Annotated in this window: 14 protein-coding genes; 11 read left to right on the plus strand and 3 right to left on the minus strand. The window is 74.6% G+C overall.

Going from position 1 to position 13,281, the window contains the following annotated elements; genetic code table 11:
• Positions 1-30 precede the first annotated feature (30 nt).
• From ACZ6B1_RS04860 to ACZ6B1_RS04905, 10 genes are all read left to right on the plus strand, one after another.
• Complete coding sequence (locus ACZ6B1_RS04860; RefSeq protein ID WP_468774983.1) at positions 31-1,260, plus strand: prenyltransferase/squalene oxidase repeat-containing protein; 1,230 nt, start codon at positions 31-33, stop codon at positions 1,258-1,260.
• Positions 1,257-1,901, plus strand: a complete 645-nt coding sequence (locus tag ACZ6B1_RS04865) for an SCO2322 family protein (protein ID WP_468774985.1) — start codon at positions 1,257-1,259, stop codon at positions 1,899-1,901. The genes ACZ6B1_RS04860 and ACZ6B1_RS04865 overlap by 4 nt, the downstream gene beginning before the upstream one ends.
• On the plus strand, positions 1,894-3,171 hold the full coding sequence (locus ACZ6B1_RS04870; RefSeq protein ID WP_468774988.1) for an energy-coupling factor transporter transmembrane component T: 1,278 nt from the start codon (positions 1,894-1,896) through the stop codon (positions 3,169-3,171). Before ACZ6B1_RS04865 ends, ACZ6B1_RS04870 begins: the two co-directional genes overlap by 8 nt.
• Positions 3,168-5,069: an ABC transporter ATP-binding protein gene (locus tag ACZ6B1_RS04875; protein ID WP_468774990.1), complete on the plus strand. Its 1,902-nt coding sequence runs from the start codon at positions 3,168-3,170 to the stop codon at positions 5,067-5,069. The genes ACZ6B1_RS04870 and ACZ6B1_RS04875 overlap by 4 nt, the downstream gene beginning before the upstream one ends.
• Positions 5,066-5,917 carry an ECF transporter S component gene (locus ACZ6B1_RS04880; protein WP_468774992.1) on the plus strand — a complete coding sequence of 284 codons (852 nt, stop codon included), beginning with the start codon at positions 5,066-5,068 and terminating at the stop codon, positions 5,915-5,917. Before ACZ6B1_RS04875 ends, ACZ6B1_RS04880 begins: the two co-directional genes overlap by 4 nt.
• A gap of 336 nt (positions 5,918-6,253) precedes the next feature.
• Positions 6,254-6,667: a lytic transglycosylase domain-containing protein gene (locus ACZ6B1_RS04885; RefSeq protein ID WP_468774994.1), complete on the plus strand. Its 414-nt coding sequence runs from the start codon at positions 6,254-6,256 to the stop codon at positions 6,665-6,667.
• Positions 6,668-6,833: 166 nt separating this feature from the next.
• Positions 6,834-7,520, plus strand: coding sequence for a YoaK family protein (locus tag ACZ6B1_RS04890; protein ID WP_468774995.1), 687 nt, complete (start codon positions 6,834-6,836; stop codon positions 7,518-7,520).
• 317 nt (positions 7,521-7,837) lie between these two features.
• On the plus strand, positions 7,838-9,211 hold the full coding sequence (gene proP, locus ACZ6B1_RS04895) for a glycine betaine/L-proline transporter ProP (RefSeq protein WP_468774997.1): 1,374 nt from the start codon (positions 7,838-7,840) through the stop codon (positions 9,209-9,211).
• Between the two features lie 31 nt (positions 9,212-9,242).
• The gene (locus ACZ6B1_RS04900) at positions 9,243-9,731 is read left to right on the plus strand and encodes a DUF2330 domain-containing protein (protein WP_468774998.1); all 489 of its coding nucleotides are present in this window, start codon (positions 9,243-9,245) and stop codon (positions 9,729-9,731) included.
• A gap of 129 nt (positions 9,732-9,860) precedes the next feature.
• The gene (locus ACZ6B1_RS04905) at positions 9,861-10,529 is read left to right on the plus strand and encodes an O-methyltransferase (RefSeq protein WP_468775000.1); all 669 of its coding nucleotides are present in this window, start codon (positions 9,861-9,863) and stop codon (positions 10,527-10,529) included.
• 29 nt (positions 10,530-10,558) lie between these two features.
• On the opposite strand, the gene ACZ6B1_RS04910 is transcribed toward ACZ6B1_RS04905, so the two are convergent.
• Positions 10,559-10,951, minus strand: a complete 393-nt coding sequence (locus ACZ6B1_RS04910) for an FHA domain-containing protein (RefSeq protein ID WP_468775002.1) — start codon at positions 10,949-10,951, stop codon at positions 10,559-10,561.
• A gap of 135 nt (positions 10,952-11,086) precedes the next feature.
• On the opposite strand from ACZ6B1_RS04910, the gene ACZ6B1_RS04915 reads away from it, so the two are divergent.
• A complete protein-coding gene (locus ACZ6B1_RS04915) occupies positions 11,087-11,521 on the plus strand; it encodes a DnaJ family domain-containing protein (protein ID WP_468775003.1) in 435 nt (144 codons plus the stop codon).
• Between the two features lie 23 nt (positions 11,522-11,544).
• Here ACZ6B1_RS04915 and ACZ6B1_RS04920 read toward each other — a convergent pair whose 3' ends face one another.
• Together ACZ6B1_RS04920 and ACZ6B1_RS04925 are read right to left on the minus strand one after the other, a co-directional pair.
• Positions 11,545-12,537 (minus strand): hypothetical protein, encoded by a 993-nt coding sequence (locus ACZ6B1_RS04920; RefSeq protein ID WP_468775005.1) that lies wholly within the window; start codon positions 12,535-12,537, stop codon positions 11,545-11,547.
• Between the two features lie 2 nt (positions 12,538-12,539).
• Positions 12,540-13,211 (minus strand): hypothetical protein, encoded by a 672-nt coding sequence (locus tag ACZ6B1_RS04925; RefSeq protein WP_468775007.1) that lies wholly within the window; start codon positions 13,209-13,211, stop codon positions 12,540-12,542.
• Positions 13,212-13,281: the final 70 nt, after the last annotated feature.

The raw sequence follows: 13,281 nt of genomic DNA on the forward strand, positions 1-13,281 counted from the left end.
GTTCCCCCGCAGGAGAGGCAGTCGCCGACCATGAACGTCCGCCGCAGTGCCGCGGCTCTCGCCGCCATAGGCGTGCTGGCCGCCGCCGCGCCCGCCACGGCCGCCGACACGTCCCCCTCCGCTTCGCCCAAGGTGGCGGTCCCGTCCGGACTGTTCGGCAAGTCCGACCCGACGTACGACGGCGTGTGGCGCCAGTCCCTCGCCCTGCTCGCCCAGCGCACCCTCGGCTACCGGCCCGCCGCCTCGGCCGTCGACTGGCTGGTGGGGCAGCAGTGCGCCCATGGCGGCTTCGCCGCGTTCCGGGCGGACACGGCCAAGCCCTGCGGGGGCAAGGGCGGCGCCCAGCCCGACACCAACAGCACGGCCGCCGCCGTCCAGGCCCTGCAGGCGCTCGGCGGACACGACACCGACATACGCAAGGCCCTGGTCTGGCTGAAGAACGCGCAGAACAAGGACGGCGGCTGGGGCTACACGCCGGGCAGCCCCAGCGACACCAACTCCACCTCGGTCGTCATCGGCGCCTTCGCCGGGGCCGGGGAGGACCCCGGCAAGCTCCGCGCCGACAAGGGCACTCCGTACGAGCTGCTGAGCTCGCGGGCGCTCGCCTGCGGCGAGGACGGCGGTGGCGCCCTCGCCTACCAGCCGGACAAGAAGGGGCGCCTGGTCGCCAACGCGGACGCCACGGCTGCCGGTGTGCTGGGCGCCCTCGGCAAGGGGTTCGTGAACGGGCCCGTCAAGGCCCGCGCCAAGGCCCCCGCCTGCTCCTCCTCCGGCAAGGCCACCGACACCCGGGTCGCGGACAACGCCGCCGCCCATCTCGCCCACGCCGTCGCCGGGACCGGCCACCTCAAGTCGGCACTGCCCGGCGCCGAGGACCAGCCCGACTACGGCAACACCGCGGACGCGGTCGTCGCGCTGGCGGCGGACGGCTGGAGCGCGCAGGCGAAGAAGCCGTACGCCTGGCTGGAGAAGAACGCGGCCGGCTGGGCCGGGCAGAGCGGCCCGGCCGCCTACGCCCAGCTCATCCTCGCCGCGCACGCGGTCGGCGCCGACGCACGGCACTTCGGCGGCACCGACCTGGTGCGGTCGCTCAACGCCACCGGCCCGGCGCCGCGCGCGGCAGCCCACACCGAGGAGTCCGGCAAGCGCGCCGAGGACGACTCGAACACCGGCGTCTGGTGGATCGTCGGCGTCGGCCTCGTCGCCGGCATCGGCATCGGCTTCCTGCTCAGCGGCCGCCGGAAGAAGCAGCAGCCGTGACCGCCGTCCGCCGTGCCGCCGCCCTGCTCCTCGCCGCGTTCGTCGTCCTGGCCGGCGCGGCGAAGGCGCGGGCCGCCGGGTACCGCTACTGGTCGTTCTGGGAGCGGTCCGGCGGGCACTGGTCGTACGCCACCGAGGGTCCCTCGACCGCCCGCCCCGACGACGGCGCCGTACAGGGCTTCCGTTTCGCGGTGAGCGAGGACTCGCGGGACGCGACCCGGCCGCGCGGCACGGCGGACTTCGCCACCATCTGCGCCGGCACGCCCGCGAAGGCGGGCACGAAGCGGGTGGCCCTCGTCATCGACTTCGGCACACCGGCGGACGCACCCTCCGGCGAGACTCCGCCGAAGCGCCGCACGGCCTGCGCCCGGGTCTCCCCCGACGCGACGACGGCCGAGGCGCTGGCCTCGGCCGCCAAGCCCCTGCGCTACGACACCAACGCCCTGCTCTGCGCGATCGCCGGATATCCGCACAAGGGGTGCGGGGAGCAGGTGTCGGCGGAGGAGAGGCCGGCGAAGGCCGCGAAGCCGGAGCAGCCGGACAGCGGTCCCTCGCTGGGGCTGCCGATCGGTGTGGGCGTGGTCGCGGTGCTGGCCGGGGCCGCGGCGTGGCGGTCCCGGCGGCGGCGCGGGAATGCGTAGCCGTCACAGCACTGCCACCGCGGCGACCGCGCAGGCGGGCGGCCGCACCGACGCGGCCGCGGAGGGCCGTACCACCGCGAGCGTGGAAAGCGGCACCACCGGGACCGCGGGCAGCCGTCTCGCCGGAGCGGGGAGGCCGGGCGCGGCCGCCGGCCACGAGCGCGGCCGGGCGGAAGCCGCCGCCTTCCGGCCCCGGCACGGCCGCGTGCCGCTGCACCCCGGAGCCTGGTGGCTGTGGTCCCTCGGCCTCGGCACCGCCGCCACCCGCACCACCAACCCCCTGCTCCTCGCCCTGCTGACAGCCGCGGCGGGCTATGTGGTGGCCACCCACCGCTCCTCCTCCCCCTGGTCCCGCTCCTACGCAGCCTTCGCCAAGCTCGCCGTCGCCGTGCTCCTCATCCGCCTCGTCTTCACCGTGGTCCTCGGCTCCCCGGTCCCCGGCACGCATGTGCTGCTCACCCTGCCCGAGATCCCGCTCCCGCACTGGGCCCAGGGCATCCGGCTCGGCGGCCGGGTGACCGCGGAGGCGCTGCTCTTCGCCGGCTACAACGGCATGAAGCTGGCCACGCTGCTCATCTGCGTCGGTGCCGCCAACGCCCTCGCCAGTCCGGCCCGGCTGCTGAAGTCCCTGCCCGGCGCGCTGTACGAGGTGGGTGTGGCCGTGGTCGTCGCGCTCACCTTCGCGCCCCACCTCATCGCCGACGTCCAGCGGCTGCGCGCCGCCCGCCGGCTGCGCGGCCGTCCGGACCGGGGTGTACGGGGCCTGCTCCAGGTCGGACTGCCGGTGCTGGAGGGCGCGTTGGAGCGTTCGGTCGCGCTGGCCGCAGCGATGGACGCCCGTGGCTACGGCCGTACCGCCGAGGTTCCGGCCCGTGTGCGCCGTACGACGACCGCGCTCACTCTGGGCGGGCTGCTCGGCGTGTGCGCGGGAACGTACGGGCTGCTGACCGCGGAGGGCGGCACGTACGGGGTACCGGTGCTGTGCGCGGGGGCCGCCGCCGCGCTGGCCGGCCTGCGCCTGGGCGGGCGCCGCTCCCCGCGCACCCGGTACCGGCCGGACCCGTGGGGGATGCGGGCGTGGCTGGTCGCGGGCTCGGGGGCCGCGGTCGCCGCGCTGCTCACGCTCGCCGCCGTACGGGATCCGGACGCGCTGCACCCCGGAGTGGTCCCGCTGGTGGCGCCCGCCCTCCCCCTGTGGCCGGCCGCGGCGGTACTGCTCGCGCTGCTGCCCGCCTTCGTCGTACCCGAGCCCGTCGAGGAGCCGTCGTGATCCGCTTCGAGGATGTCAGCGTCACGTACGAGGGCGTGGGCGAACCGACCGTCCGGGGCGTGGACTTCGAGGTGCCCGAGGGCGAACTCGTGCTGCTCGTCGGCCCGTCCGGGGTCGGCAAGTCGACCGTGCTGGGCGCGGTCAGCGGGCTGGTGCCGCACTTCACCGGCGGCACCCTGCACGGCCGGGTCACCGTGGCCGGCCGGGACACCCGCACCCACCAGCCGCGCGAACTCGCCGACGTGGTCGGCACGGTGGGCCAGGATCCGCTCGCGCACTTCGTGACGGACACGGTGGAGGAGGAACTCGCCTACGGCATGGAGTCGTTGGGCCTCGCTCCGGAGGTGATGCGCCGCCGGGTGGAGGAGACCCTGGACCTGCTGGGCCTCGCCGACCTGCGCGACCGCGCCATCGCCACGCTCTCGGGCGGGCAGCGGCAGCGGGTCGCGATCGGTTCGGTCCTCACCCCGCACCCCCGGGTCCTGGTCCTCGACGAGCCGACCTCCGCGCTCGACCCGGCCGCCGCGGAGGAGGTGCTGGCCGTGCTGCAGCGACTGGTCCACGACCTCGGTACGACGGTGCTGCTGGCCGAGCACCGGCTGGAGCGGGTGATCCAGTACGCCGACCGGGTGGTCCTGCTGCCCGCCCCCGGCGCCGCCCCGCGCCACGGCGACCCGGCCGAGGTGATGGCCGTGTCCCCGGTGTACCCGCCGGTGGTGGGCCTGGGCCGGCTCGCGGGCTGGTCGCCGCTGCCCCTCACGGTCCGGGACGCCCGCCGCCGCGCCGCCGGCCTGCGCGACCGCCTCGCCGGCGGGCTGCCGGGGCCCGGCGAGGCGGTCACGCAGACCGCCTCCGACTCCCCGGCGCCCGAGCCGACGTCCGGCCGTCCCCCGCGGAGCGCACCGACCGCCTCCGCCAACCCGTCGTCCCCGCGGACCGGTCCGACCGGCTCCCCCACCCCGCCGACCGAGCCGACTGGCTCCCCCACACCGTCTTCCGAGCCGACCAGCTCCCACACGCCGCCGGCCGAGCCGACCGTCCCCGCTCCCTCTGCCACGCCCGAAGCGCCCCCCGCCCGCCTTCCCTCCCCCCGCCGCCGCCTCTTCCGGCGGAACTCCGCGCCCCTCCCCCCGTCCTCCGCCGCGACGCAGGTCGCCGAGGTTCGGGGCCTGGGGGTCCGGCGGGGGCCGATCACCGCGCTGCGGCACGTCGATCTGGGCGTGGCGCGTGGTGAGACGGTCGCGCTGATGGGGCGCAACGGTGCCGGGAAGTCCACCCTGCTCGGCTCCCTGGTCGGCCTGGTGGAGCCCACCGCCGGCTCGGTGCGCGTCGGCGGAGCCGTTCCGCACCGCACCCCGCCCCGTGACCTCGTCCGCCGGGTCGGTCTGGTCCCGCAGGAGCCGCGGGACCTGCTGTACGCGGACACGGTGGCCGCCGAGTGCACGGCCGCCGACCGGGACGCGGGCGCCGAGCCGGGCACCTGCCGGGCGCTGGTGTCCGAACTGCTGCCCGGCATCACCGACGACACCCATCCCCGGGACCTGTCCGAGGGCCAGCGTCTGACGCTGGCACTGGCGGTCGAGCTGACCGCCCGCCCTCCCCTGCTCCTGCTCGACGAGCCGACGCGCGGCCTGGACTACGCGGCCAAGGCCAGGCTGGTCGCCGTGCTGCGCGCGCTGGCCGCCGAGGGGCACGCCATCGTCCTCGCCACGCACGACGTGGAACTGGCGGCGGAGATCGCGCACCGGGTGGTGCTGCTCGCCGACGGCGAGGTGATCGCCGACGGCCCCACCGCGGAGATCGTGGTCTCGTCGCCGTCCTTCGCCCCGCAGGTGACCAAGATCCTCGCCCCGCAGCAGTGGCTGACGGTGTCCGAGGTCCGGGAGGCCCTCGCGTGAACCCCTCTCCCGCTCCCCGCCCGGCCCCCACTCCACGCCCCGTCCGGGCCGTGCGTCTCGGCCCGCGCTCCCTCGCCGCGCTGGGCCTGGTCAGCGCGGTCGGCGCGGTGGCCTTCTTCTGGCCCTTCCTCGCGCCGCCCGCCTCGCGGCTCAGCGCGCACGCCGAGGACGCGCCCTGGCTGTTCGCCGGTCTGCTGCTGCTGATGATCGCGGTCGTGGCGGCGACGATCTCCGAGTCCGGCCTCGGTCCCAAGGCGGTCGCGATGCTGGGTGTACTGGCCGCGACCGGTGCGGCACTGCGCCCGGTGGGCGCGGGAACCGCGGGGATCGAGCCGATGTTCTTCCTGATGGTGCTCAGCGGCCGGGTGCTCGGCCCGGGCTTCGGATTCGTACTCGGCTCGGTGACGATGTTCGCCTCCGCGCTGCTCACCGGCGGGGTCGGGCCGTGGCTGCCGTTCCAGATGCTGGCGATGGGCTGGTTCACCATGGGCGCCGGGCTCCTGCCTGGGCAGATCCGGGTGCGCGGCCGGGCCGAAGTACTGCTGCTGGCCGCCTACGGCTTCTGCGCGGCCTTCGCCTACGGCACGGTCATGAACCTCGCCGGCTGGCCCTTCATGGGCTCCGGTACCTCGAACATCGCCTTCGACGCGCACGCCTCCGTCCCCGCCAACCTGGCCCGGTTCGCCGCCTACTGCCTGGCCACCTCGCTCGGCTGGGACCTGGGCCGGGCGCTGTGCACGGTCGCGCTGACCCTCGCGCTCGGTCCGGTGCTGCTGCGGGCGCTGCGCCGGGCCACGCGGCGCGCCGCCTTCGAGACCGCGGTCACGTTCGACGCACCCGCTGGGTGAGGACGCGTATCCGGGCCGTCAGGCAGCCGGTGAAGCACCCCACATGACGCAGGTCACCTACGATCCGGGGCCGTACTCCCGTTTGTCCGATACATCCCCTCGTGCACACCTCCTGACCTGCACTTCGAGACGCGGGCCACACGGGCACGAGACCCTGCCGATCCGGCCACAACTAGTAAAAGGGGTCATTGCGGACACTCCTCGGGCCTGTTTCTCTGGACGACGTCGCCAGGCGCCACAGCCCGAAAGGGCCGGGGCGCCGACGTACGCGGCCCCCGCCTGACGGGTGGCTCCGGCATACGGGCGATCCCCCGTCCCCGACGCAAGAGGTTCTCCGTGTCCGTCTCCTTCATCCGCCGCATCGCCTCCCCGAAGAAGGCCCTCACGACCGTCGCCCTGGCCGCCGCCACCGCCGGTATGGCTATGTCCGCGGCGCCCGCCCAGGCCGCCACCGACTCGGGCTCCTCCGCCCAGACGATCGCGCACAAGATGATCCCGGACGCCGCGCAGTACAACGCCTTCAGCAAGATCGTCGAGCACGAGAGCGGCTGGAACCCCAGCGCCACCAACAGCTCCTCCGGCGCCTACGGCCTGGTGCAGGCTCTGCCCGGTTCGAAGATGGCCTCCGCCGGCTCCGACTGGAAGACCAACCCGGCCACCCAGATCAAGTGGGGCCTGGACTACATGAACTCCCGCTACGGCAGCCCGGTGAAGGCCTGGAGCTTCTGGCAGGCCAACGGCTGGTACTGAGCCGCCCGCGCTTCCGCACCCGCACCGCATCCGCACCCTCGCCCCGCCGGCGAGGGTGCGCGCGCATGTCCGCACGCCGCGCGGCGCCTCACCGAGGGCGGCCTCCGGCCGGGAGACCATGGTGGACCTGGCACCAGCCCTGTCCGTCCGGCCGACCGGAGGAAGCATGACCACGCCGTCACCGCCCGCGCCGGAGCCGGAGACGCGGGGGGTGCGGCTGGTGACCGTACTGCTGGCGCTGACCGTGGTGAGCGGCCTGATCGACGCGGTGAGCTATCTGGGCCTGGGCCGGGTGTTCACGGCCAATATGACGGGCAACGTGGTGGTCCTGGGCTTCGCCGCCGCGGGCGCCCCCGGTTTCTCGGTCCCGCTCACGGCGACCTCCCTGGCCGGCTTCCTGCTGGGCGCGGTGGCCGGCGGCCGGGCGGCGGCCAGATTCGCCGGCGGCCCGCGGCGCGGGTGGGCCCGCCGGATCCTGGCGACCGAGGCGGTGCTGCTCGGCGGCTCGGCCGCGGTCGCCTTCGCCTGGCCGGGTACGACCGGCACCCGGTACGCGCTGATCGCCCTGACCGCCTTCGCGCTGGGCCTGCGCAACGCGACCGTCCGCAAGCTGAGCATCCCCGATCTCACCACCACGGTCCTGACGATGACCCTGACCGGCCTGGCCTCCGAGTCCCGCCTCGGCGACGCCACCGGCCACCGCTCACCGCGCCGCACGGCGGCGGTGGTGGCCATGGTCGTGGGCGCCTGCCTGGGCGCCTGGCTGGTCCTCCACCAGGGCCTGGGCGTCCCACTGCTGCTGGCGGCGGCGGCCTCGGGGGTGCTGGCGGTGGTGGCGTCGGGGCGGGAGTGACCACCCCCCTAACCGACGCGAGGACACACCGCCACCAATGCGCTCATAACCGTATTTCCCGCCGGAGCACCGAACGCGCGATCGGGCTTCGGTTCCCCCAATCGGGCGCGACAAGGATCACAGCGCGGGGCCGGCATGACCCGGCGCGACGGGGCAGGAGTCCCTGCATACGCGCCCTTTAGCTGCACTATGCATCGACTCGCGTACGTGACGTAAGCGGGCCAAGTCGGCCTATCGTCGCTTTTCGGCCTGCTGTCCGACACCGCCGTCGCCCGGGCCCTGTCCCTGTCCCCGTCGAAAGGTAGGCGAGCTCCGTTTTGGCGACCGCCACTGCCGTCACCCCGCATCTGAAGACCCCGCGGGCCACCAAGGCCCACGCCGACGTCACCGTCACCGACTCCGCCATGGTGAAGCGCGCCGTGAAGGCGGCCGCGCTCGGCAACGCCATGGAGTGGTTCGACTTCGGTGTCTACAGCTACATCGCGGTCACCCTGGGCAAGGTCTTCTTCCCGTCAGGCAACCCGACCGCACAGCTGCTCTCGACGTTCGGCGCCTTCGCCGCGGCCTTCCTGGTCCGCCCGCTGGGCGGCATGGTCTTCGGCCCGCTGGGCGACCGCGTGGGCCGCCAGAAGGTCCTCGCCCTCACCATGATCATGATGGCGGCGGGCACGTTCGCGATCGGCCTGATCCCGTCGTACGCCTCGATCGGCGTGGGCGCGCCGCTGCTGCTCCTGGCCGCCCGCCTGGTGCAGGGCTTCTCCACCGGCGGCGAGTACGCGGGCGCCACGACCTTCATCGCGGAGTACGCGCCGGACAAGAAGCGCGGCTTCCTCGGGAGCTGGCTGGAGTTCGGCACCCTGGCCGGCTACATCGGCGGCGCGGGCCTCGTCACCCTCATGACGGCCCTGCTGTCCACGCACGACCTGCTGACCTGGGGCTGGCGCATCCCGTTCCTGATCGCGGGCCCGATGGGCATCATCGGCCTGTACCTGCGGATGCGCCTGGAGGAGACCCCGGCGTTCGCGGCCGAGGTCGAGAAGGCGGAGGCGTCCCGGCCCAAGGTGCCGCTGCGCGAGATGGTCGCGGGCCAGTGGAAGGCGCTGCTGCTGTGCATGGGCCTGGTGCTGGTCTTCAACGTCACCGACTACATGCTGCTGTCGTACATGCCGAGCTACCTGACCAGTGAGCTGAAGTACGACGAGACGCACGGGCTGCTGGTCGTGCTCGGCGTGATGGCCCTGATGATGATCGTCCAGCCGTTCGCCGGTGCGCTGACCGACCGTGTCGGCCGCCGCCCGGTGATCGCCGCGGGCTGCGCGGGCTTCCTGCTGCTGTCCGTCCCGGCCCTGCTGCTGATCCGCCAGGGCAGCCTGGTCGCGGTGGCCCTGGGCATGGGCGCGCTGGGCCTGCTGCTGGTCTGCTTCACCGCCGCCATGCCGGCCGCGCTGCCCGCGCTCTTCCCGACCCGGGTCCGCTACGGCTCCCTGTCCATCGGCTTCAACGTGTCGGTGTCCCTGTTCGGCGGTACGACCCCGCTGGTGGTCACGGCACTGATCGGCGCCACCGGGAACATGATGATGCCCGCGTACTACATGATGGCCGCGGCCGTCGTGGGCGGCTTCGCCGTCTGGCGCATGTCCGAGTCGGCGGGCCGCCCGCTGCCGGGCTCGGCCCCCTCGGTGGAGCGGTAGGCGTCATTCACCCTCGATCGGCCCCCGGAGCGTGAGCGCCCGGGGGCCGATCGCGTCCGGGGTACGGCGGACCGGCACGGCCGCCGCCCGGAGCCGCGCTCCGGAAACGGTTCCCCCACGGCCTCGCCGGCTGTCCCGCCTGGCCCGCACCCCGCAGTCCCTCGGCCTGTGCGTGCTCGCCGCGCGCCGGACGGAGCCGCGCACGGCGATCGGCGGCGCGCCGCCCCGCGTGGTCTTCGCCGGCCGCCTCGGCGAGCCCTCCGGCACGCTGGGCGGGCTCGCCGCCGGGACGCCGTACCTGACGGCCCCGAACCAGCGCTTCCCCGAGCCCGCCCGGATCTCCGGCGACCACGAACCGTGCCGCGCGGCCGCCGGCACCCCCGTCCAGCAGGTGTTCCACGAGGACCGGCTGCGCGAGGGGGCCGGCTTCCCGGCGTGGCTGCTGACCTGGGCAGCGGGCTGCTGCTCGCCGTCACGGCCGTCGCGCCGCTCGCCGTACGCCGCGCCCGGCGGCCGGTGACCCTCCGCCGCCGGTGCGGCCACCGCCGCCGCTCCCCCCGTCGGCGCCCATCGGCTGAGACGATGCAGGGGAAGGCCCAAGGAGCCCGGGAAGAGACTCGGGCGGACACCCGGGAAAGGCAGCAGACGCATGAGCTCGCAGCTCTGGGACGACGTCGACTTCTACTTCAGCAGCCATCTCGCACCGGAGGACGATGCGCTCCAGGCGGCCCTGCGCGACAGCGAGGTCGCCGGGCTGCCGCACATCAGCGTGACGGCCACCCAGGGCAAGTTCCTCCAGCTGCTCGCGGAGATCCAGGGCGCCAGGACCGTCCTGGAGATCGGCACGCTCGGCGGTTACAGCACCATCTGGCTGGCCCGGGCCCTGCCGGCCGACGGCAGGCTGATCTCGCTGGAGTACAGCGCCAAGCACGCCGAGGTGGCGACCCGCAACATCGCCCGCGCCGGTCTGGAACGGATCGCCGAGGTGCGGGTGGGCCCGGCCCTGGAGTCGCTGCCCAAGCTCGCCGACGAGAACCCCGCCCCCTTCGACCTGGTCTTCATCGACGCCGACAAGCCCAACAACCCCCACTACGTGGAGTGGGCGCTGCGGCTGAGCCGGGCGGGCAGCCTCATCGTGGTGGACAACGTGGTGCGCGGCGGGCGGGTCGTCGACACCGACAGCAAGGAGCCGGACGTGGTCGGCACGCGCGAGGCCATCGAGCTGATCGCCGCCCACCCCCGGCTGAGCGGCACGGCGGTACAGACCGTGGGCAGCAAGGGGTACGACGGATTCGCGGTGGCCCGGGTCCTGGGCTGAGCCACCCGCCGGCCGCTCCTCCCCAGGGCTCAGACCTCGTGGTAGAAGCCGACGTTGACGCTGCGCGGCGCCGTTCGGTCCTGGACGACGACCTCGCCGGAGCCGCCGCGCGGCAGCGTCACGGCGGCGCCGTAGGCGATGGTCTGCGCGTACTCGCCGACGATCAGCCGCACTTCGGCGGACGGCTCGGCCTGCGAGCCGCGCAGCCAGGACAGCTGCCAGCCGCCGTCGGGGCCGCACCGGAACTCCAGGTGGACGCGGGAGACGAACAGCCAGTCCTCGGGGGTGACCAGCCGGCACACGGACGCGTCCCGGCCCACTCGCAGCACGGCGCCCGGCTCGCTGGGCGCGTCGGCCATCGTCATGCCGGCGGTGGCGCCCGTGTCGGCCCCGGAGACGGTGGCCATGGTCAGTTCGAGCACGTGCGTTCCCCCTGAAGATGCTGCGACGTCGAAAGAAGCGGCGACATCGGAGTCGTTCTCGCGCGGTGGCCGGTTTGCCGCACCGCCGCCGCATGATAAAACGCCCGGCCCGGCCGCGTCCGGCACAATGGGCTCATGACCGAGCGAAAGCCACCGGGTGTTCCGTTCGAGTCCTGGGTCGACAAGCAGATCCGGGACGCGCAGGGGCGCGGTGAGTTCGAACGGCTGCCGGGCGCGGGTGAGCCGCTGCCCGCAGAGCTCGACTCCACGTACGACGAACTGTGGTGGGTCAAGCGGAAGATGGCCCGCGAGGGCCTCGCGGTGCTGCCGCCGGCGCTGGCGCTGCGCAAGGAGGCGGAGGACGCGCTCGTCGCGGCCTACGCGGCGCCCACGGAGCGGATGGTCCGGAAGATCATCACCGACGTCAACGTGAAGATCCGCGACATGATGTTCAAACCACCGCCGGGACCGTATCTGGGCAAGAAGCCGTACGACGTCGAGGAGGTAGTGCGCGAGTGGCGGCAGCGCAGGACCGCCGCCACACGCGCCGAACCGGGCCCGGCGGGCTGAACCGGGCCCGGGGTCCGCCCGGTTCAGAGGTGGAGCAGGCGGTCGGCCAGTTCGCGGTAGTCGCGCAGGGCCAGGCGCAGTTGCTCGGTGTCCGTCTCGCGGCCCGGGCCGCTCTCCTCGCCGCTCTGCCAGGACATGCGCAGCGTCCTGCGGCGCCGGGTCACGGCCTCGCCGAACCGCGCGGCGATCTCCTCCAGCGTCCGGTCGGCCTCCTCGACGGCCGTCCGCGGTTCCTCCACGAACCCGGCGAGCGTCTGGCGCAGCTGCGCCTCCCACTTGTCCGCCTCCTCGGTCGCGAGAAGCGGGTAGTGCCTGCCGGAGTCCTTGCCCTCGGTGCCGGCCCGACCGGTGTCGCGCGTCCGGGCGGCGGCGGAACCGGCGTGCCCCGTGTGCGCCGCCCGGCCCTCGGCCGTCGCCGCCTCGCCCTCCGTGACGTGGCCCGGAGCCGGCGCCGCAAGCCCGTCGCCGGTCATCCGGGTGCCCGCCCCGGAGGCGCCGAGCGCCCCCTCACCGCGCGTGCCCGTCCCGGACTCGCTCCAGCCCGCCCCGCCCGCGCCTTCGGCGGCGCCGGTTCCGGTGGTGCCGGTGCCGGGGGTGCCGGCCCGGGCGGGGTCCGTCCCGGGGGTGCCGGCCTCGGCGGTGTCCATCCCGGGGGTCCTGGTGGCGCCCATCGCGGTGGTGTCCATCTCACGGGTTCCGGCCCCGGCATGGCCGATGCCGGCCGCGTCCGTTCCGGCCGCTCCCGTCGTCCCGGCGGCGGCCGCGCCCGGGTGAGCCTCCGTGGCTCCCCCCGGCGTGCGGTCGTCTCCCGTCAGCCCCTCCTGGCCGGCGCCGGCCGCTCCGTGGAGCGAGCCCGCCCCGTCCTCGGGGCGGTGCACCGACTCTCCCTGCACCGGCGCGCCCGTGAGCCGCTCACCGACCCGGCGCTGGTCGTCGGGGCGTCGCCCGGCACCGGTGACGTCGCCTTCGGCCGGGTACCTCTCGGCATCCGCCGCCGCATCCCTGTTCTGGGCCATGGTCAGACTCCCCTCGGGTGGCTCTTGCCGAACATCCCCGGCTTGCCGGACGACTGGTGCCGGGTGTCGTCGCCCGCCCCGGTGACAACCTCGGAGCGGTGGCCGGTCGCCCGGGCGGAGTCGTTCATCAGGTCGTCGAAGAGGGCACGCGCGTCCATCAGAGCGGTGCGCAGCTCCTCGGTTCCGGCGGCGGACCCGCCCGCCCCGGTGCCCGGTCCGGCCTGGCTCACCCGGTGCACCCGCCGGTATCCCTCGACGTGCTGGGCGTGGTGCACGGACAGCGCGGCGAGCTGCTCCTCGTAGCGCCCGCCGTCCGGGTAGCCGCGGAAGGCCGCGAGGTCCGACAGCAGCCGGTCGGCCTCGGCCACCGCCTCTCGGGGCGCCTCCACGAACCGCTCCTGCACGGCCGTCCAGCGAGCGCTGTACTGCTCGCGCTCGGCGGGCTCCAGGGGGCGTTCACGCAGCTTGCCGTGGCGCTCCAGACGCTCGGTCAGCTCTCGCTCGGCGGCCTTGGCGTCGCCGTCGTGCCGGGCCACGGTCCGCTGGTACTCGGGCCCGAAGCGCCGCTTCAGGTCCGGTCCGCCCTGCCGGCCGCGGCCGCGCACTATCAGGGTGGCGGCGAGGACCAGGGCCGCCACGACCACGATCACAGCGATGATCATGCCTGTTGACATGGTTGCCTTCCGGAATCGGACCGGCCCCGCTGGCCGGCTCTCCTTTCGTGTGACCCGGAAGTCAGCGCAC

This window comes from Streptomyces sp. NPDC041129, from assembly GCF_055592265.1.